This is a genomic window from Kribbella antiqua, from assembly GCF_004345665.1.
GTDB lineage: Bacteria > Actinomycetota > Actinomycetes > Propionibacteriales > Kribbellaceae > Kribbella > Kribbella antiqua.
Genome location: NZ_SLWR01000004.1, coordinates 352,711 through 371,188, shown reverse-complemented (window position 1 = coordinate 371,188; position 18,478 = coordinate 352,711). Strand labels below are relative to the sequence as shown.

Genomic DNA, 18,478 nt, shown 5'->3' with positions numbered 1-18,478 from the left:
CCCGGAGCGAAGCGAGGACGTGGATGAGCGCCACAACACTTCCGAACGGCGTGACCACGGTGAGCCGGCTGGGCCACGTTCTCCGCGCGATGGTGATCGGTCTGCGGCAAATGCTGGGTGGCTACTGGCTCATCATGCTGGTCAGCTTCCTGGCGGTCGGGGTCGGCTTCAAGGTCGCCATCGGCGGGATCGACCACAGCATGTGGGACTACGGAACCCAGTCGCCGAAGTACTTCTCGATGGCGCTCGGCATCACCGTCACACCCGCGTACCTGTCTCTGCTGGTTGCCCAAGGCGTCACCCGGCGGATGGTTTCCGTTGCCATCGGCATCTTTCTTGCCGGGGCCGCGGCCGCTACGGCGTTGCTCTGGGTTCTGGTCTACCAGGCCGAGCGCGCGCTCTACAGCTGGCAGGGCTGGTCGCAGACGATGGAGAGCCCGCACCTGTTCACCGACACCTCACAAGCCGGGTTGATCTTCACCGAGTTCTTCCTGCTGGTCGTGTCGCACGAGGCCGCCGGCTGGCTGATAGGCATCACCTTCTACCGCTTCGGCTGGTGGCGCGGAGTGCTGCTCCTGCCACTCTCACTCATCCCGGCCGCGGCGACCGAGTTTCTGCTGATCGCGCAGTGGCTGGCCGATGCCCTCGGCAGCATCGGCTACGATCGACCACCACTCGCAGTCGCCGTACCGACCGTCCTCGTGGTCACCGCGATCAGTCTGTACGCCGGTTACCTGCTGCTTCGGCCGATGGCGCTGAAGCCGGCCAAGGGCTGATGTTATGCACAGGGGGTGTGTATAAGTCGGGCAGTTTCTGTGGATGGCTGCCGGGTGACTGTGGATGACACGCGGTAGGTGGCGAGTTGGCCAAAACTGTTGGCTGGAAAGGCTTGTGCCGCCCTGCTCCACGGCGGTAGAACTGTCGACACGCCGCTCCTCATCTGGGCGGTGGGTCGAACGGAAACCGAGAGCCCTCGCGGTGGGGATCCCCACCGAGGTAGACCGGTGACGGGGTCTGCCGGCTCCACGGATCCGTTTGGGAGGCTGGAGACGTCACTTTCCTTCAGCTAATTGTGGGGCCCCTCCGACTCATACTCGGAGGGGCCTCGCTTCGTCTCCGAGCTCCGACTATCGACACCTGCAGGTACCGATAAGAAACCGCCGGCTGATGCACGGAACGGTTGTGCACCAGCCGGCGGTTCAGCCGCAGCGGCCTCGAGCCGCGGCGGTGTCAGGCAAGCGTGATCCGCAGCGCCGAGCCCGACGACGTCGCTGCCACCCGCACCTCCACTCCACGAGTCGTGGTCACCAGTTCGTACGGCGTCGTTAGACCGTTGAGCGTCGCACTCTTGACCGACGCACCACTCGGCAGCACCGCGCCGACCGTGACCGAAGCATCGAGGTCCTTGACCTTCGCAATGGTCCGCAATTCCTTACCTGCAAGGGATGCCGTCACATCGACCGATCCGGCGCCGAGCCGGATGTTGCTCCCGGCCACCTTCTGCTGGCCCTCCGGCAGCTGCGGAATCACGGCGAGCTTGCCGTGCCCGAGATCCGGGTCCACGCCGAGCTGCTGATGCACGACCGGCCACAAGATGCCGTACGCGCCCCACGCCTGGAGTGCCATCGAGCGGTCGTAGAACGGCCGGCCGATGTTCGCCGGTGAGTCGGGCGACGGCGCGATCTCCGGCATCGCACCCGGCGTCTCCCACACCGTCGGATCGAGCTGGATCCGGGCGTTGCCGGTGGTGTAGTACTGCTGCTGCTCCGTCCCCAGCCGACCATAGTTGCCCTCAGCAACTGCCATGATCGACGTGTTCAGGCCGAACATCGCGCGCTCGCTCTGGACCTGGGAGACGATCGGGTCACAGGTAGCTCCCTTGTTCCCGCCCTCGGCCGAGGTCGGGCCGGTGCCGGTGTGGAACAGGCCGAATTCGCCTGTGTAGCAAGGCCTTTCGCGCTGAGCGAGTGCGGCCGCACCGTGCTCGGCCGATGCCAGCGGCGAGGTCGGCTGACCGGGCCGGACCAGGACCGCCTCCATCGGCGTGACACCGATCCAGTGCCGCTGGAAGATCGGCGTGTTGTCGTTCGCGGGGTTGGCCGGGTCGTCGACCGAATCGGCGTACCCGATGCCTGCCGGCACCCACCACTGCTCCTCGAAGCGGGACTCGAGGTCGTTCGCCCGGGTGGTCGCCCACTGCTGGACCTGCGTGTCGTTCTTCGACGCCGCGAGGTCGGCGAGGTCGCGCAGACCGCGGGCGAGGTAGACCGTGCTGTCGAGTTTCTCGACCCCCATACCGGCGCGTTCGACGTTCGCCAGCCCCTCGGGCCAGCCGTCGCCGTCCTTGTCCAGTTCGCGGTAGACATACTGCAGGTTGCGAACGCTGAAGTCGTACATCTCGTCACGGAAGTTGTTGTCGCCGGTCCACCGCCACAGCAGTGCGACCGCGCTCGGGAACTTCACCGTCTCGTCGGTGTTGCCCGCGCTTTGGTTGGAGCCGAAGTACACGTCGCCGGTCGGGACGACTTCGTGTGCGACCTTGCCGCTGCGGTTGTTGAGCAGATCGCTGACGTCTCGCAGCGCGCGCAGGTGTGTCTTCACCGTGCCGAACTGACCGGCCGCGACCGCGGCGAACGCCATGTACTCACCGTCCGTCGCGAACAGCCACGGGTAGTCCGGGAAGCCCGCGCCGAACCAGCGCGCGGTCGGGACCGTGCCGACCGGCGCCGGGTAGTCCTTGCCCTCGTTGACGTCCCGGATCCGCAGGTTGCGTGCCTCCTGCACCGAGTCCGCGAGGTTCTGCTTGCTCCACTCGACGCTCTGCTGCAGTAGCCGGTCACCAGGCAGGTCCACCACAGACATGCTGTCGATCTCTTGCCGATCCCGGGTCTTTGCCTGCAGCAATCCATCCGGACTGCTCAGAGCACGGCGGTACTCGCGTTGTGCCGCAGAAACACCGTTGTCGGACCCGGCCACCGCGAACCAGATGGTCTTCGACTGACCGGCTGCGAGGCTGACGTCGTACGTGAGGCGACCGCCGGTGCCCTTGCCGACGAGTGAGTCGTCGCACCGCGCAGGCGTCGTACCGTCGGCGGGACAAATGACTGCTGGGTCCTGTGGGCCGCGGTTGTTCGGGCCGAGTGCATGTGTCGTCGGACGCAGGGACGATCCGACGAACGCGGCGAAGTCGTGGGTGGTGGCGTTCGCGAACGGCGGGGTGCCCTGTTCACGGAAGCGGAGCGAGCCGTCGGCGTAGGAGCCGGTGTCCGGCAGGTTGGCAGTGGCGGCGCTCGGTGTCGTCCAGCCCCACGGGTACGACTGCATAAGCTCGGAGTGCGCGTCCACGTCGAGCTTGACCGTCTTCGCCGTACTGGAGGTGAGCGTCAAGCCGACGAGGGTCGCGCGGATGCCGTCGGGGACGAAGTCGGTACGGCGTACGTCGACCGCGCCGGAGTAGTCGATCCGGCTGTAGCCGTGGCCGCTGGTGTACTTCGCGGCCGCCACGTCCTTGCCGAGCCAGGCGCCGTCGAGACCGAACCACAGACCGTCGAGGAGCTTGATCGGCTGCGTCCAGAAGCCGCCCATCTCGCCGCGGATGTGCCAGCCGGCGGCGGGGTAGAGGCCGGTCTCGTCGCCCATCGCGTAGGCGCGATCACCGACGACCAGCGACCGGCGATCGGCGAGTCTGGTCGTTTCGGAAAGCTCTGACGGTTGGGCCTGTACGGCGTTGGTGCGCGGGGACGAGCCGGCGGTCGCGGAGGCGGTGCCGGCCAGGATGGTTACTGCGGCGAGCAGCGTGACGCCGGCCGTCCGGCGGGCCCGGCGCGGTGGAGCGGTACTGCGTCTGACGGATGGGCGGGGAGTCATTGGCGGTTCCTCCTTCTCGCGGCGGGGGTTCGCCGCAATCAGCCAGGGGCTGAGCTGCCCCTGATCACCAGTTCGGGTTGCAGCAGGCGTTCGGCCGGTACGCCGGTCGACGTACCGGTCAGGATGTTGATCAGTTCGGACGCGATCCGGTCCATTGGTTGCCGGAGGCTCGTAAGGCCGGGGGAGACGACCTCGGCGAGCGGCGAGTCGTCGAAGCCGGTGACGCCGACGTCGACGCCGGGAGTGAGGCCGCGGCGGCCGAGTTCGCGGAGTGCGCCGAGCGCGAGAATGTCGCTGAGGGCAACGATTCCGTCGGGTGGTTGCGCGCTGTCGAGCAAGGCCGCGGTCGCGCGCACACCTTCCTCGATGGTGTCCTCACCGCAGTGGACGGACAGGCCGCTGGTCGGCAAGCCGAGGTCGTTGCACTTGCTGCGCCACCCGGCCAGCCGGTCCTCGGCCAGACCGGATGACTTCGGCCAACTGAGGAACGCGATCCGCCGCCGGCCGACGTCGTACAAGTGCTGAACCGCCAGCGCGGAGCCGGCCGCGCCGTCGACGTCGACCCACGGGCCCGGCTGGGTTGTCTCCTTCCAGACCCGGCCGAACGAGACGAACGGGATCTGCTTCTCCTTCAGCCAGCCGTGGCGCGGGTCGTGTGTCTCGGTCTGGGACAGGACGAATCCGTCGACCAGCCGGCGCGCGTGCAGGTCGTCGTACACCGGCATGCCCTCGACTGCGGGGGGTGCGGTGAAGAGCAGGATGTGCCGGCCGCTCGTCTCGGCGGCGGCGCAGAGCGCGTGCAGGAACTGGTCCATCACCAGATGGGTCTGGTTCGGCCAGTCGGGGACGCAGTAGCCGATCAGTTCGACGGCGCTGGTGCGCAGGCTGCGGGCGTTACGATTGGGCCGGTAGTTGAGCAGTTCGATCGACCGGTTGACCCGCTCCAGCGTGTCCGGCCGCAGCCGATGCGGTGCGTTCAGCGCATTCGACACCGTCTGGACCGACACCTCCGCGTGGGCCGCAACTTGCTTCAACGTAGCCACGCCGACCTCCCCCAGGGCTTTTGAACGTTAAAACACCCGCAGTCTCCCTCCCACCCTCACCCCTGTCAACGCCTCGCGCCAGTAGTCAGATGTGGGGCGGGCCCTTGCGGATGACGGCGAGGGTGTCTTCCGTGGAGGCCGGTGGGATCCAGCGGCCCCACCAGGTGGCGCCGGCGGCGGCGAATTCGGCTGGGTCACCACCGCTGACCTTCACGTCGAAAGGTCCCGCGCGTTCGGCCAGCAACGCTCGTACGTCGGCTGGAGTGATCTGCTGGGGTGCGTCGGTGGAGCCTTTGTAGGCGCAACTGCCATCCCATCGAGCGATGCGCCGTCGTACGGCGGGCACCAGCAGGTTCCCGCCCACCCAGATCGGGATCCGCGGTTGCTGCACCGGTCGCGCGGCCAACCGCACGCCATCGAGTTGATAATGCTTCCCGGCAAAGCTGACGGGCGAGCCGGTCCACAGCCGATCGATCACCTCGAGGGCCTCGTCCAGCATCTCCGCCAGTACGCGCGGCTCGGTCGGCTCACCCGCCCGACCCATGAACGGATCGTTCGGATCCCCGATCCCGACCCCCAGGATGAACCGCCCACCCGACAGCTGATCCAGTGCCACGGCTTCCGCCGCGAGCTTCCACGGTCGCCGCCGCGGCACCGGAGTCACCGTCGTACCGATCCTGATCCGCGACGTCGTCATCGCCATCGCGGCCAGGCACACCCACGGGTCCCAGGTCGGTTCGGACTCGTCGCCCTGATAGACGAGATAGTCCTCCAGGAACAGCGCGTCCCAGCCGGACTCCTCGGCGACCCGCGCGAGCTCGGCGAGACCGCGCGGGTCGCGTCCTGGTCCGACTGCACCGACCGTCACGGAGAAACGCATGCCGACGACGCTAGTCGCCGGCACCGACAATCCTCAGGCGGCGTGACCGCCGTCGATGCTCAGTTCGGTGCCGGTGATGTAGGCGGCGTGCGGCCCGGCCAGATACGTGATGGCAGCGGCTACCTCGGCAGGTGCTCCGAAGCGGGCGAGTGCCAGGTTGGTCAGCTGCGGCGACGCGAACGGTCCGTCCGCCGGGTTCATATCGGTGTCGATCGGGCCGGGCTGTACGACGTTCGAGGTGATGCCGCGGGCACCCAGTTCGCGAGCCAGACCCTTGCTCAGGCCGGTGATCGCGGACTTGCTCATCCCGTACAGCGTCATCCCCGGCCCGGGGACCCGCTCTGCCACACAGCTCCCGAGATGGATCATCCGGCCGCCGTCGGACAGACGTCGTACGGCGGCCTGCGCGGCGGCGTACGCACCACGGATGTTGACCGCGAGCACCCGATCCACGTCGTCCACGGTGAAGTCGGTGATCGGGCCGATCGCGCCGACACCCGCGTTGTTGACCAGAATGTCGAGGCCGCCGAGCAGGTCCGCCGCCTGCGCGACACCGTTCGCCACTGCGGTGGCGTCGGCCGCGTCGGCTTCGAGTGCGTACGCCGTACGTCCGAGCGCCTCGATCTCCTTCACCACCTTCGCCGCGGCGTCCGGGGAACTGTTGTAGGTCAGCGCGACATCCGCTCCGCGCTCCGCCAGCGCGATCGCCGTCGCCGCGCCGATCCCGCGGCTGCCGCCGGTCACCAAAGCCTTCTTGCCAAGTAGTTCGTTCATGCTTTCAAGTTCATCGGTAGGAACCCGGCGGTTCTGGCGGAAATCCGCCCCCAGTTCCTGGCGTCGCAAAACCGCTCACACCTCCATGTCGCAAAACCGCTAGAGAACTGTCGGTGGCGGCAGGGATGCTGGTGGACGTGTACGAATGCGTGGAGCGGTGTGTACGGGCGGTCCAGTCGAAGGACGCCCGGTTCGACGGGTGGTTCTTCACCGCCGTGCTGACGACGAAGATCTACTGCCGGCCGAGCTGCCCGGTGGCGCCGCCGAAGGTCGAGAACATGCGCTTCTACCCGAGTGCGGCCGCCGCCCAGCAGGCCGGCTTCCGCGCCTGCAAGCGTTGCCGCCCGGACGCGAGCCCGGGGTCGCCGGAGTGGAACCATCGCGCCGACCTCGTCGCCCGCGCGATGCGCCTGATCGCGGACGGCGTCGTCGACCGAGACGGCGTACCAGGCCTGGCCGGCCAGCTCGGCTACAGCGTTCGCCAGGTTCAGCGCCAACTCCAGGCTGAGCTCGGCGCCGGGCCGCTCGCGCTCGCTCGTGCACAACGCGCCCAGACGGCCCGTCTGCTGATCGAGACCAGCGAACTGCAGATGGCCGACGTTGCCTTCGCGGCCGGGTTTTCCAGCGTGCGTACGTTCAACGAGACCGTGCAGGAGGTCTTCGCCCTCTCGCCGACCGAGCTCCGTCAGCGCGCCAAGCGTGGTACGGCGTCGAGCGCACCCGGCACGATCTCGCTGCGACTGCCGTTCCGTGCGCCGCTGAATCCGGACAACCTCTTCGGTCATCTGATCGCGACCGGCGTGCCCGGCGTCGAGGAGTGGCGCGACGGTCACTACCGCCGGACCCTCCGGCTCCCGCACGGCCACGGCGTGGTCGCGCTGAAGCCGATGCCCGATCACATCGCCTGTCAGCTCTCCTTGGCCGACCAGCGCGACCTCGCGATCGCGATCAGCCGCTGCCGCCGGATGCTCGACCTCGACGCCGATCCGGTCGCGGTCGACGACCTGCTCGGCACCGATCCGGTGCTCGCGCCACTGATCGAGAAGGCGCCCGGCCGTCGGGTCCCGCATACGGTCGACGGCGCCGAGTTCGCCGTACGGGCTGTGCTGGGGCAGCAGGTGTCGACGGCTGCCGCGCGGACGCACGCGCATCGGCTGGTGCTGCAGCACGGTGAGGCGATCGAGGATCCGGCCGGCGGGCTGACGCATTTGTTCCCGACGATGCAGTCGCTGGCCGAGCTCGATCCGGAATCGCTCGCGTTTCCGAAGACTCGTCGTACGACGCTCACCACGCTCATCGCGACGCTCGCCGCGGGGGAGATCGACCTCGGCGCGGGCAGTGACTGGGACAAGGCACGCGAGCAGTTGTCGGCGTTGCCGGGGATCGGGCCGTGGACGGTGGAGTCGATCGCGATGCGGGCGCTGGGTGACCCGGACGCCTTCGTGGCCAGTGATTTGGGTATCCGGTACGCGGCGCGTGATCTAGGCTTGCCCGAAGCCCCTAAACCCTTGATCGCCCACGCGCGTGCGTGGCGGCCTTGGCGTGCGTACGCGGTGCAGTACCTGTGGGCTACCGGTGACCACGCGATCAACAAGATTCCTGCGGAGTGAGCATGACCGAGCTGACCACCGACCGTCTGCTGATGCGCCAGTGGCGCGAGTCCGACCGTGAGCCGTTCGCCGCGCTGAACGCCGATCCGGCGGTGATGGAGCACTTCCCGTCGCTCCAGTCCCGGGAAGTGAGCGACGCCCTGATCGATCGGAACATCGCCGCGATCGACGAACGCGGCTGGGGTCTGTGGGCTCTCGAAGTGCGCGAGACCGGCCGGTTCATCGGCTTCACCGGACTGTCGGTGCCGAGTTTCGAGGCGCACTTCATGCCCGCGGTCGAGATCGGCTGGCGGCTGGCGAAAGAGGCCTGGGGCAACGGTTATGCGAGCGAGGCGGCGCGGGCCGCGCTGGCGCACGGCTTCGGCCCGGCCGGGCTGGACGAGATCGTCTCCTTCACCGCTGTGCCGAACGTGCCGTCCCAGCGGGTGATGCAGCGGATCGGCATGACGCACGACGAGCCCGGCGACTTCGACCACCCGCGCCTGGAAGACGGCCATCGTCTGCAGCGTCACGTCCTCTACCGGATCAACCGCGCCCAGTGGGAGGCAACGTTGTGACGTACGCCGTGATGGACAGCCCGATCGGCCCGCTGACACTGGTTGCTGCTGGCAATGAGCTCGCCGGGGTCTACATGGAGCAGCACCGGCACCGTCCGCCGATGGAGACCTTCGGCTCGCGCGACGATTCCGTGCTGCCCGCGGTGGCCGATCAGCTGACCGAATACTTCGAGCACGGCCGGACCACTTTCGACGTACCGATCCACTTCGCCGGCACGCCATTCCAGCAGCGCGTCTGGACGGCTCTGCGGGACATCCCGTACGGCGACACGACGACGTACGGCGAACTCGCCCAGACGCTCGGCCTCGTCCCGGGCGCATCGCGGGCAGTCGGGCTCGCCAACGGGAAGAACCCGATCAGCATCATCGTCCCGTGCCACCGGGTGGTCGGCTCCACCGGCAGCTTGACCGGGTACGGCGGCGGCCTCGAACGAAAGCAGGCGCTCCTGGATCACGAGCGGGGGAACGTACTGTTCTGACAAAAGTGCTCATTCGGTGAGCACTTATCGGGCGCATGCTCTTCGGTATGAGCACATTGACGGATGACGACGCGCTGGCCTGTTCGACCGTGGACGAGTGGCGCGCATGGCTGGCGGCGAATGGGCGCACGGAGCGGTCGGTCTGGCTGATCGTTCATCGCGACGATGCGGGTCTGGTGCTCGCGAGCGCGGTCGAGCACGCGTTGTGCTTCGGGTGGATCGACAGCAAGACGGTCAAGCGCGACGACCGGACGACGTACCAGTGCTTCACCCCGCGGAACCCGCGCAGCACCTGGAGCAAGGTCAACCGCGAACGCGTCGAGCACCTGACCGCCGCGGGCCTGATGACCGCGGCCGGTCAGGAGCTCATCGACCACGCCAAGCGCACCGGCACCTGGGACCTCCTCGCCGACGCCCAGAACCTGATCGTCCCCGCCGATCTCCGGGCCGCCCTCGCCGCGAATCCCCCAGCAGACAAACACTTTCAGACCTTCCCGCCATCCGCCCGCCGCACCATCCTCGAATGGATCACCCTCGCCAAACGCCCAGAAACCCGAGCCCGCCGCATCGACCAAACGGTCAGCCAAGCGGCCACCAACGTCCGCGTCCGCTGACGCCGAATGCTGACGGCGCCCGCCGAGGTCTTCAGGTGGGGGAGGTCGCGGGGTCGTCGACGCGGTCGGTGGCGGATCGCGTGTCGGCCGGCTGGTCGGGTGCTTCGGCCGGGTGGGCCGGTGCGGTGGGCGGCTTCCCGCGGGTGGTGAGGCGGCGAGCGACGGGTTCTGTGTAGCGGGCGGCGATGGGGCCGAGGATGACGAGGATCAGGACGTAGGCCGTGGCGAGAGGGCCGAGTTTTGGTTCGACGCCGACGGCGAGGCCGGCGATGACGATGGAGAACTCGCCGCGGGCGACCAGCGTCCCGCCGGCCCGCCAGCGACCGGCCGAGTGCACGCCGGCCCGGCGAGCGGCGTACCAGCCGGTGGCGATCTTCGTCAGCGAGGTCAGCACCGCGAGCCCGAGCGCGATCGCCAGTACCGGCGGGATCTTCGCCGGATCGGTGCTCAGCCCGAAGAACACGAAGAACACCGCGGCGAACAGATCCCGCAACGGGCTGAGCAAGTTCCGCGCACCATGCGCGACCTCACCCGACAACGCGATCCCCACCAGGAACGCCCCGACCGCCGCCGACACCTGCAACTGCGCGGCCAGACCTGCGACCAGCAGCGTCAGCCCGAGTACGACGAGCAGCAACATCTCCGGGTTGTCCGACGACACCGCCCGGCTGATCACCCTTCCGTAGCGCAGGGCAACGAACAGTACGACGCTCACCGTGCCGAGCGAGATCAGCAAAGTAACGCTTCCACCCGCGAGCCCGACACCCGCCAGCAGCGCGGTCAGGATCGGCAGGTAGACCGCCATCGACAGGTCCTCGAGCACGAGAATGCCCAGCACCACAGGCGTTTCCCGATTACCCAGCCGACCGAGATCGCCGACCACCTTTGCGATCACTCCGGACGACGAGATCCAGGTGACACCGCCCAACGCGACCGCGGCGACCGGCCCCCAGCCGAGCAGCAAGGCGACCGCCGCACCAGGCAATGCGTTCAGCAGAAAGTCGACCGCACCCGACACGTACTGCGTCTTCAACGTGCCGACAAGATCCGACGCGGTGTACTCCAACCCGAGCAGCAAGAGCAGCAGGATCACACCGATCTCGGCGCCGGTGGCAACGAACTCCTCACTCGCTGCCAACGGCAACAACCCGCCGTGCCCGAACGCGAGCCCGGCCAGCAGATACAACGGAATCGGCGAGAACCCGAACCGGCTGGCGATCCGCCCAAGGATGCCGAGGGCAAGGATGACCGAGCCCAGTTCGATCAACAGGGCGGTGGTGTGCTCGTCCATGTCACCCGCCTGCGATCAGGTCGTAGACGGCGTCGACGCCCTCGCGGGTCCCGACGACGACGAGCGTGTCGCCGGTCGCGAACCGGAAGTCCGGGGCCGGCGACGGCGTCGCACCCGTCCGCCGGAGGACGGCGACGATCGACGCGCCGGTCCGGCTGCGCGCCTGGGTGTCACCCAACGTCCGGCCCGAGTACGGCGATCGCGCGGTGACCGGGATGTGTTCGGTCACCAGGTCGATCTCGATCTCACCCCGCACGGGATCGATCGGGGCAGGAATCAGCAACTGCGCCAGGGCGGCGGCTTCGGCGGGATCCAGCGGGACCGTGTCCCGGCAGCTGTCGTCGTCCTCCGGATCGTGAAAGCCCAGGAACCGCCGGCCGTCGTTGTGCACCACCACCGAGACGTGCTTACCGCCCTCGGTGATCAGGTCGTACCGGGTACCGATCCCGGGCAACGTCGTCTTGGTCGGGTGGGCCTGCTGGTCCATGATGCTCCGATCGCAATAGCTGGCGTCTGCAACCATTCTCCCAAACCCATAGTGCACCTTGTCCGGACAAGGACTGTGATCTCGACTGCAATCGGGTGCAGTGCAACGAGTTGCATAGGTAGCCTGCCGGGTATGGCTCTCGAGCACGCGATTCTGGTGTCGCTGACCGAGCGGGCCGGGTCCGGTTACGAGCTGGCCCGCCGGTTCGACCGGTCGATCGGATACTTCTGGCCGGCCACGCATCAGCAGATCTACCGGGTACTGCGCCGGATGGACGAGGCCGGCTGGGTCAAGCACACCGACGTCGCGCAGGAGGGCCGTCCGGACAAGAAGGTGTACCGGGTGTCCGCGGCCGGCCGGGCGGAGCTGTCCCGGTGGCTGGCCGAACCGGAGGATCCCGCCGTACTGCGGGATGGTCTCGGGGTGAAGCTGCGTGGTGCGTCGCTCGGTGATCCCTCCGTTGTCCTGAAAGAGGTTGAGCGGCATCGGGCCGAGCACGCGACCCGGCTCGAGGTGTATCGCGGGATCCAGCAGCGGGACTTCCCGAAACCGGCCAAGCTCAATGGTCGGGACCTGCATCAGTACCTCGTCCTGCGCGGTGGAATCCGCGCGGAGGAATCGTTCGTGGACTGGTGCGACGAAGTGATCGAGGCGCTCCGAAAGGACAACGGATGACCGGGTATCCAAACCTCCTTGAGCCCCTGGACCTCGGACACGTCGTGTTGCCGAACCGAGTGATCATGGGGTCGATGCACACCGGTCTCGAGGATCGCGCGAAGGACTTGCCGAAGCTGGCGGCGTACTTCGCCGAGCGGGCCCGTGGCGGCGTCGGCCTGATGGTGACCGGTGGCTACGCGCCGAACCGGACTGGCTGGCTGACGCCCTTCGGCTCCAAGCTCACCAGCGGCCGCCAAGCGGCCAGACACCGGATCGTCACCGACGCCGTGCACGCCGAGGGCGGCCGAATCGCCCTGCAGATCCTGCACGCCGGCCGCTACTCGTATCACCCGTTCAGCGTCTCGGCTTCTGCTCTGAAGGCACCCATCAACCCATTCAGGCCACGTGCCCTCTCCGATCGCGGCGTGCGCCGGCAGATCACGGCGTACGTCGACTGCGCGGCGCTCGCGCGGGAGGCCGGGTACGACGGCGTCGAGATCATGGGGTCCGAGGGCTACTTCATCAACCAGTTCCTGGCCGAACGAACCAACAAACGCACCGACCGCTGGGGCGGCAGCCCGGAGAACCGCCGCCGCCTGGCGGTCGAGATCGTCCGGCGGACCCGCGAACGCGTAGGCAACGATTTCCTGATCATCTACCGGCTGTCGATGGCGGACCTGGTCGAGGGCGGCCAGAGCTGGGACGAAGTCGTTGCACTGGGCAAGGAGATCGAGGCGGCCGGAGCATCGATCATCAACACCGGGATCGGCTGGCATGAAGCCCGCGTTCCGACCATCGTCACGTCGGTACCGCGCGCGGCCTTCACGTCGGTGACCGCAGCCTTCAAGCCGCACGTCGGCATCCCGGTGGTGACCTCGAACCGGATCAACCTCCCGCAGGTCGCCGAGGAAGTGCTGGCCCGCGGCGACGCCGACCTGGTCAGCATGGCCCGCCCGTTCCTGGCCGATCCCGAGTGGGTGCTGAAGGCAACCACGGACCGGGCCGACGAGATCAACGTCTGCATCGCCTGCAACCAGGCGTGCCTGGATCATGTGTTCGCCAAGCGGAAGGCGAGCTGCATGGTCAACCCGAGGGCGGCCCGCGAGACGGAGCTCCAGTTGCTGCCGACTCGTCGTACCAAGAACATCGCGGTCGTCGGCGCGGGACCGGCCGGCTTGGCGGCAGCCGTGACGGCGGCGGAGCGCGGGCATCGGGTGGAGCTGTTCGAGGCCGACAGTGAGATCGGCGGGCAGTTCGGGATCGCGCGGCGGATCCCCGGCAAGGAGGAGTTCGCCGAGACGATCCGGTACTACCGGCGCCGCCTCGACCTCACCGGCGTCAAGCTCCACCTCGGCCGCCGCGCCACGGTCGACGACCTGGCCGGCTTCGACGAGATCATCCTCGCCACCGGCGTCGTCCCCCGCGTCCCGGCCATCCCCGGCATCGACCATCCGAAGGTCCTCTCGTACGTCGACGTCGTACGGAACGGGAGGCCCGTGGGGGCCACTGTCGCTGTCATCGGAGCGGGTGGGATCGGCGTCGATGTCAGCGAGTTCCTGACTACCGAGTCGTCGCCGGCGCTGGACCTCGAGGCGTGGAAGGCCGAGTGGGGAGTTGCCGACCCGACGGTCGCGCCGGGCGCTCTCGGCGTACCGCGGCCCGAGGCGTCACCCCGGCAGGTCTACCTGCTGCAGCGCAAGGCCGGGAAGATCGGTGCCGGACTCGGCAAGACGACCGGATGGGTGCATCGCGCTGCACTGAAGAACAAGCAGGTGGAGCAACTTCGTGGCGTCAACTATGAGCGGATCGACGACGAGGGTCTCCACTTGACGTTCGGGCCGAAGCGGGAGCGCCCTCGGGTGCTTGCCGTCGACAACGTCGTCGTCTGTGCCGGTCAGGAACCGGTCCGCGACCTCGCCGAGGACCTCCGCGCGACGAACCGTCCGGTCCACCTGATCGGCGGCGCCGACGTGGCCGCCGAGCTCGACGCCAAACGAGCCATCGACCAGGCCACCCGCCTCGCCCTCACCATCTGACCTCCACAACGGGGTTGGCACCGCGGGCCAGTGGCCGTCATCCTCGGGGGAGGCCGACTTCGAGGGGGAATCGCGATGGACCTGGGCTTCGAGCGGATCTTGCAGGTGAAGATCCCGGTGACCGATCTCCAGCGCAGCGTCAACTGGTACCGCCGGGTGTTCGGGCTGCGGCTGGCCTGGGAGTTCGCCGATCCCAGCGGCGTCACCGGCGCGGTCCTCACCGATGACGCCGAGCGGTTTCTGATCGGCTTGCGACGGCTCGACACCGTGTCCGGCGAACCGTCGCTGGCCGGCTTCGACGTCGTCAGCCTCGGCGTACCGTCGGTCGACGTACTGAAGGAGCTGGTCGAGCGCTTCGATGAGCTCGGTGTGGAGCATGACCCGTTGTTCGACCGCGGGCCGGGCGGGGGTGTGCAACTCGACGTACCCGATCCCGACGGCACGGTGATCCGGATCCTGTCGCCGTTCGGTGAGCATGCGCCGTTCAGCGGGGTCGAGTTCGGCCCCGACAGAGCGCCGACCTTCTACTCGACTCCGCGCCTGCAGCTGGACTGAAGCGGGAGCTCGGATCGGCTGATTACTCTGGCGAGGAGTCAGATTGGCTGATCTTGTTTGTTGCGCTTGGCGGCCTTCTGGGCCTTCTTCCACTCGCGCACCTTGGCGAGTGACTCCGGGTCGCTGATGTCGGCGACCGAGCGCGGTACGTCGTCGCCGAACTTGCCGGCCGCCTCGCGCCAGCCCTCCGGCGCGACGCCTTGGGTCTTGGCCAGGATGGCGACGAAGATGTGCGACTTCTCCTCGCCGTACCCGGGAAGTGCGTGCAGCCGCCGGTAGAGCTCGGCGCCGGTGGCGAGGTCCTTCCAGATGTTCGACGCCTTACCGCCGTACTCGTCGGTGAGGACTGTGCAGAGCTGGTGGATCCGCTTGCCCATCGAGCCGGGGAACCGGTGGATCGACGGCTTCTCCGCGCACACCGCAACGAAGTCCGCCTCGTCCATCGCCGCGATCTTGCGCGCGTCGACGTGCCCGAGGCGCTCTTTCAGCTTGGCCGGCCCGCTGAAGGCCCACTCCATCGGCACCTGCTGATCCAGCAGCATGCCGATCAGCAACGCGGTCCCGTCCTTGTTCAGCAGACCGTCCGCGGCCTTGTCACCGGTGATGTAGAGCGTCCCAGCCATGCCGCTCAGGCTACCTGGCCGCTGCGCGAGTTGTCCCTTGTGCTCAGCGCAGGTCTCTGCCGAAACCGGTCTACCGGGCCTATGCTCGGCGAGGGTGGCCAAGGTCTCCCGCCGAGGATTGCTCGCGGCTGCCAATCACGGGGCGCGAGGCCACAACGGGAGGAGCGCGGATGGATATCCGGGATCTGGATCGGCGGGCCGGCGCGGTGCTGGGAGAGGTTGTGATGCAGGTGCGGCCCGAGCACCTGTGGTTCCCGACCCCCTGCCCGGACTGGACAGTTCGTGGGCTGCTCCGCCACATCGTCGGCGCGAACGAGGGGTTCGCGCAGGCCGCGCTCAACGGCTCGGCGCCGGGCCGGGCCTGGAACAGCGGCCGGCTCGGGGACAATCCGGCCGGCGCCTACCGGCGGTCCAACGTGCAGGTTGCGGACGCGTTCGCCGACGGCGGCGCGCTGGACCGGCTGGTGGAGATCCGCGAGTTCGGCTCGTACCCGCGCCGCATCGCGCTGACCTTCCACCAGCTCTTCTGCGTTGTGCACGCGTGGGACGTCGCCCGGGCGATCGACGTACCTTTCGACCCGCCGCAGGACATGGTCGAGAGGGCGCTCGACCTGGCCCGCCGGATCCCGGACACCGACTCCATCCGGGGCCCCGGCGCCGCGTTCGAACGCAGCGTCAAGGTCCCCGGCGACGCCTCCAAGTTCGACCAGCTACTCGGCCTCCTCGGCCGCAACCCCGACTGGGTCTCCCCGCTTGACTGAGTAGTCCTTCAGCTCGATCTTGTCCGGCTGCCCGACCGCCAGCTTCGCGAGGAGACCGGCGAACGGACGCGACGTCATCAGCCGGGTCGAGGTGTCGCGCAGCCGGATGCCGAGCGATGTCATCGGCATCGCCATCTTGATCCCGCCCGGCGGCAGTTCCATCCGCTGCTCGACGTACGCCTGCATGATCTTCTGGTACGACGGGAACGCGCGAACGTGATCACCTTCGGCGGCAGCCAGCTCACCGGCGAGGACGTACGCACCGACCAGTGAGAGCGCCGTCCCGTGCCCAGCCAGCGGCGAACCGCAGTACCCGGCATCGCCGACGAGCACGACTCGGCCGCGGGACCACTCCGGGACCACGACGCGGCTGATGGTGTCGAAGTAGAAATCGTTCGCGGCGCGCATGCCGGCAAGGATGTGGTCGGTGTGCCAGCCGAGGCCGGTGAACCGCTCGGTCAGCAAGGCCTTCTGCGCCTCGACGTCACGGCGGTCGTAGCTGAGCAGGGGAGCGCGGAAGCTGAGCAGCGCCTTGGCGTACCGCGGGTCGTGGTCCGGCCGCAGCCCGACCCAACGCCCACCGCGCGCCGAGTGGATCCGCATCCAGTGATCGAGCGGCTCCGGCGTCTCGACCGTGAAGTACGACGTGTAGCCGCCGAGGTGCTGCACGAACTGCTCCTCCGGGCCAAAAGCAAGCCGGCGAGTCTTGGAGTGCACCCCGTCGGCCCCGACCACCAGGTCGAACCGTCGCTGCAGTCCGCTGGTGAAGGTGACGAGCACGCCCTGTGCGTCTTGGTCCAGCGCAGAGATCGAGTCGCCGTACAGGTATGCGACGCCGGTGGTCGCCTGCTGGAGGATGCTGGCGAGGTCGCCGCGGAGGATCTCGATCTCGGCGACCGCGCCGGCGCCGTCCAAGAGTTCGACCGGCATCGCGGCGGCACGGCGGCCGTTGGCGCGGACGTACTCGAGGCCGCGCTCGTGCAGCTGCGCCTCCTTGATCGCCGGCATCAGACCCATCCGCTCGACCACCACCTTCGAGATGCCGCGGATGTCGATGGTCTGCCCACCGGGCCGGGGCGCCGGCGCGATCTCGACGATCGTCGGCGTGAACCCGTGCCGCCGCAGCCAGTAGGCCAGCGCCGGTCCCGCGATCCCGCCGCCCGAGATGAGAACAGTCTTCGTCATGGTGTCTTCCTCTCCCTGAGGTAGTACACGTACGCTGTACACGTACACCGTCCAGTGCACTGGGTTACGTGTCTAGGCGGAGGCCTGAAGCGCACTAGTACAGGAGGATCGATGGGTGAAGCGCCGTACCGGCTGATCGCGGGCGAGCTCCGGCGGCGGATCGAAGCGGGCGAACTGGCTCCGGGCGACCGGGTGCCGTCCACCCGGGCGCTCGTGCGGGAGTTCGGAGTCGCGATGGCGACGGCCACGAAAGCGCTTCAGGTGCTTCAGCAACTGGACCTGGTCGAGGCGCGGCCCGGAGTCGGCACGGTCGTTGGAGCGCCTCGCGCGTCCGCCCGGCCGTCCAGGGTCGCGCCGCCGGAACTCAGCCGGGATGAGGTGGTGCGGAGAGCGATCGACATCGCCGATGCCGAAGGACTGCAGGCCTTGTCCATGCGGCGGATTGCGGGCGAGCTCGGCGTGGCGACCATGGCGCTCTATCGGCATGTGGGTGGCAAGGACGCGCTGGTGTTGAAGATGGTTGATACGGCGATCGGGGAGTTTGCGCCGCCGGCGACGCAACCGGCGAACTGGCGGGATGCGATCGAAGCGGTGGCTCGGCGGCAGTGGGTGGCGTACCGGCGGCATCTGTGGCTGGCGAGTGCGATCAGCCTCAGCCGGCCACAGCTGCTGCCGAACCTGCTCCCACACACCGACGCCGTGCTCCGCGCTCTAGCCCCCTTCAAGCTCGACAAGAGCGCCTTGATGTACACCGCGATCAGCCTCTTCGCCAACATCCGCGGTCTCGCGCTGGCGATGGAGTCCGAGGTGCAGGCCGAGCAGGACACCGGCCTGACTGCCGACGAATGGGCCGACCAGTACAACAACCAGCTCACCACGATGATCAGCCTGGAGAACCTGACCGGTTTCCGCGCGCTGTTCGAGCAGGACGGCTTCGAGTTCGACTACGACCTGGACCAACTGTTCGAGTTCGGTCTCGAACTCGTCCTCGACGGTCTGGAAATGAAACTGTCCCGGCTACGCTGAGTGCCGACAGGTTCGACATGCTGCGGAGGTGCC

General features: G+C 68.1%; 18 protein-coding genes. 10 read left to right on the top strand and 8 right to left on the bottom strand.

All coding sequences use genetic code 11. The features are described 5' to 3' along the window. Positions 1 to 23: 23 nt before the first annotated feature. Positions 24 to 776, top strand: a complete 753-nt coding sequence (locus tag EV646_RS14365; protein ID WP_132148538.1) for a hypothetical protein — start codon at positions 24 to 26, stop codon at positions 774 to 776. A 454-nt stretch (positions 777 to 1,230) separates the two neighbouring features. Here EV646_RS14365 and EV646_RS14360 read toward each other — a convergent pair whose 3' ends face one another. The 4 genes from EV646_RS14360 to EV646_RS14345 form a co-directional block, all read right to left on the bottom strand. Next, positions 1,231 to 3,867: a glucosidase family protein gene (locus tag EV646_RS14360; protein ID WP_132148536.1), complete on the bottom strand. Its 2,637-nt coding sequence runs from the start codon at positions 3,865 to 3,867 to the stop codon at positions 1,231 to 1,233. 38 nt (positions 3,868 to 3,905) lie between these two features. After that, on the bottom strand, positions 3,906 to 4,910 hold the full coding sequence (locus EV646_RS14355) for a LacI family DNA-binding transcriptional regulator (RefSeq protein ID WP_132148534.1): 1,005 nt from the start codon (positions 4,908 to 4,910) through the stop codon (positions 3,906 to 3,908). An 85-nt stretch (positions 4,911 to 4,995) separates the two neighbouring features. Continuing rightward, positions 4,996 to 5,790 (bottom strand): LLM class flavin-dependent oxidoreductase, encoded by a 795-nt coding sequence (locus EV646_RS14350; protein ID WP_132148532.1) that lies wholly within the window; start codon positions 5,788 to 5,790, stop codon positions 4,996 to 4,998. A gap of 33 nt (positions 5,791 to 5,823) precedes the next feature. Continuing rightward, positions 5,824 to 6,564 (bottom strand): SDR family oxidoreductase, encoded by a 741-nt coding sequence (locus EV646_RS14345; RefSeq protein ID WP_132148530.1) that lies wholly within the window; start codon positions 6,562 to 6,564, stop codon positions 5,824 to 5,826. Positions 6,565 to 6,677: 113 nt separating this feature from the next. On the opposite strand from EV646_RS14345, the gene EV646_RS14340 reads away from it, so the two are divergent. The 4 genes from EV646_RS14340 to EV646_RS14325 are packed head-to-tail and all read left to right on the top strand — an operon-like array spanning position 6,678 to position 9,824. Next, the gene (locus tag EV646_RS14340; RefSeq protein WP_277875112.1) at positions 6,678 to 8,174 is read left to right on the top strand and encodes an AlkA N-terminal domain-containing protein; all 1,497 of its coding nucleotides are present in this window, start codon (positions 6,678 to 6,680) and stop codon (positions 8,172 to 8,174) included. A gap of 2 nt (positions 8,175 to 8,176) precedes the next feature. Next, a complete protein-coding gene (locus EV646_RS14335) occupies positions 8,177 to 8,731 on the top strand; it encodes a GNAT family N-acetyltransferase (RefSeq protein WP_132148529.1) in 555 nt (184 codons plus the stop codon). Continuing rightward, the gene (locus EV646_RS14330) at positions 8,728 to 9,210 is read left to right on the top strand and encodes a methylated-DNA--[protein]-cysteine S-methyltransferase (RefSeq protein ID WP_277875111.1); all 483 of its coding nucleotides are present in this window, start codon (positions 8,728 to 8,730) and stop codon (positions 9,208 to 9,210) included. The genes EV646_RS14335 and EV646_RS14330 overlap by 4 nt, the downstream gene beginning before the upstream one ends. Positions 9,211 to 9,257: 47 nt before the next feature. Further along, positions 9,258 to 9,824: a YdeI/OmpD-associated family protein gene (locus EV646_RS14325; RefSeq protein WP_132148527.1), complete on the top strand. Its 567-nt coding sequence runs from the start codon at positions 9,258 to 9,260 to the stop codon at positions 9,822 to 9,824. 31 nt (positions 9,825 to 9,855) lie between these two features. Here EV646_RS14325 and EV646_RS14320 read toward each other — a convergent pair whose 3' ends face one another. Together EV646_RS14320 and EV646_RS14315 are read right to left on the bottom strand one after the other, a co-directional pair. Further along, complete coding sequence (locus EV646_RS14320) at positions 9,856 to 11,115, bottom strand: cation:proton antiporter (protein WP_132148525.1); 1,260 nt, start codon at positions 11,113 to 11,115, stop codon at positions 9,856 to 9,858. Between the two features lies 1 nt (position 11,116). Next, positions 11,117 to 11,602: a cation:proton antiporter regulatory subunit gene (locus tag EV646_RS14315; RefSeq protein ID WP_132148523.1), complete on the bottom strand. Its 486-nt coding sequence runs from the start codon at positions 11,600 to 11,602 to the stop codon at positions 11,117 to 11,119. Positions 11,603 to 11,734: 132 nt separating this feature from the next. Between EV646_RS14315 and EV646_RS14310 the strand changes: the two genes are divergently transcribed. The 3 genes from EV646_RS14310 (at position 11,735) to EV646_RS14300 (ending at position 14,850) form a co-directional block, all read left to right on the top strand. Further along, entirely contained in the window at positions 11,735 to 12,277 is a 543-nt protein-coding gene (locus tag EV646_RS14310) for a PadR family transcriptional regulator (protein WP_132148521.1), read from the top strand. Further along, positions 12,274 to 14,295 (top strand): NADPH-dependent 2,4-dienoyl-CoA reductase, encoded by a 2,022-nt coding sequence (locus tag EV646_RS14305; RefSeq protein WP_132148519.1) that lies wholly within the window; start codon positions 12,274 to 12,276, stop codon positions 14,293 to 14,295. The genes EV646_RS14310 and EV646_RS14305 overlap by 4 nt, the downstream gene beginning before the upstream one ends. A gap of 75 nt (positions 14,296 to 14,370) precedes the next feature. Further along, a complete protein-coding gene (locus EV646_RS14300) occupies positions 14,371 to 14,850 on the top strand; it encodes a VOC family protein (RefSeq protein WP_132148517.1) in 480 nt (159 codons plus the stop codon). 38 nt (positions 14,851 to 14,888) lie between these two features. Here the strand turns inward: EV646_RS14300 and EV646_RS14295 are convergent, their stop codons facing one another. Further along, on the bottom strand, positions 14,889 to 15,473 hold the full coding sequence (locus EV646_RS14295; RefSeq protein ID WP_132148515.1) for an HhH-GPD-type base excision DNA repair protein: 585 nt from the start codon (positions 15,471 to 15,473) through the stop codon (positions 14,889 to 14,891). Positions 15,474 to 15,643: 170 nt separating this feature from the next. Here EV646_RS14295 and EV646_RS14290 point away from each other — a divergent pair, with 170 nt between their 5' ends. Then, the gene (locus tag EV646_RS14290) at positions 15,644 to 16,234 is read left to right on the top strand and encodes a TIGR03086 family metal-binding protein (protein ID WP_132148513.1); all 591 of its coding nucleotides are present in this window, start codon (positions 15,644 to 15,646) and stop codon (positions 16,232 to 16,234) included. On the opposite strand, the gene EV646_RS14285 is transcribed toward EV646_RS14290, so the two are convergent. Continuing rightward, positions 16,184 to 17,419 (bottom strand): FAD-dependent monooxygenase, encoded by a 1,236-nt coding sequence (locus EV646_RS14285; protein WP_132148511.1) that lies wholly within the window; start codon positions 17,417 to 17,419, stop codon positions 16,184 to 16,186. The two genes, EV646_RS14290 and EV646_RS14285, sit on opposite strands and share 51 nt — an antisense overlap. A gap of 111 nt (positions 17,420 to 17,530) precedes the next feature. Between EV646_RS14285 and EV646_RS14280 the strand changes: the two genes are divergently transcribed. Next, on the top strand, positions 17,531 to 18,445 hold the full coding sequence (locus tag EV646_RS14280) for a GntR family transcriptional regulator (RefSeq protein WP_132148509.1): 915 nt from the start codon (positions 17,531 to 17,533) through the stop codon (positions 18,443 to 18,445). Positions 18,446 to 18,478 lie beyond the last annotated feature (33 nt).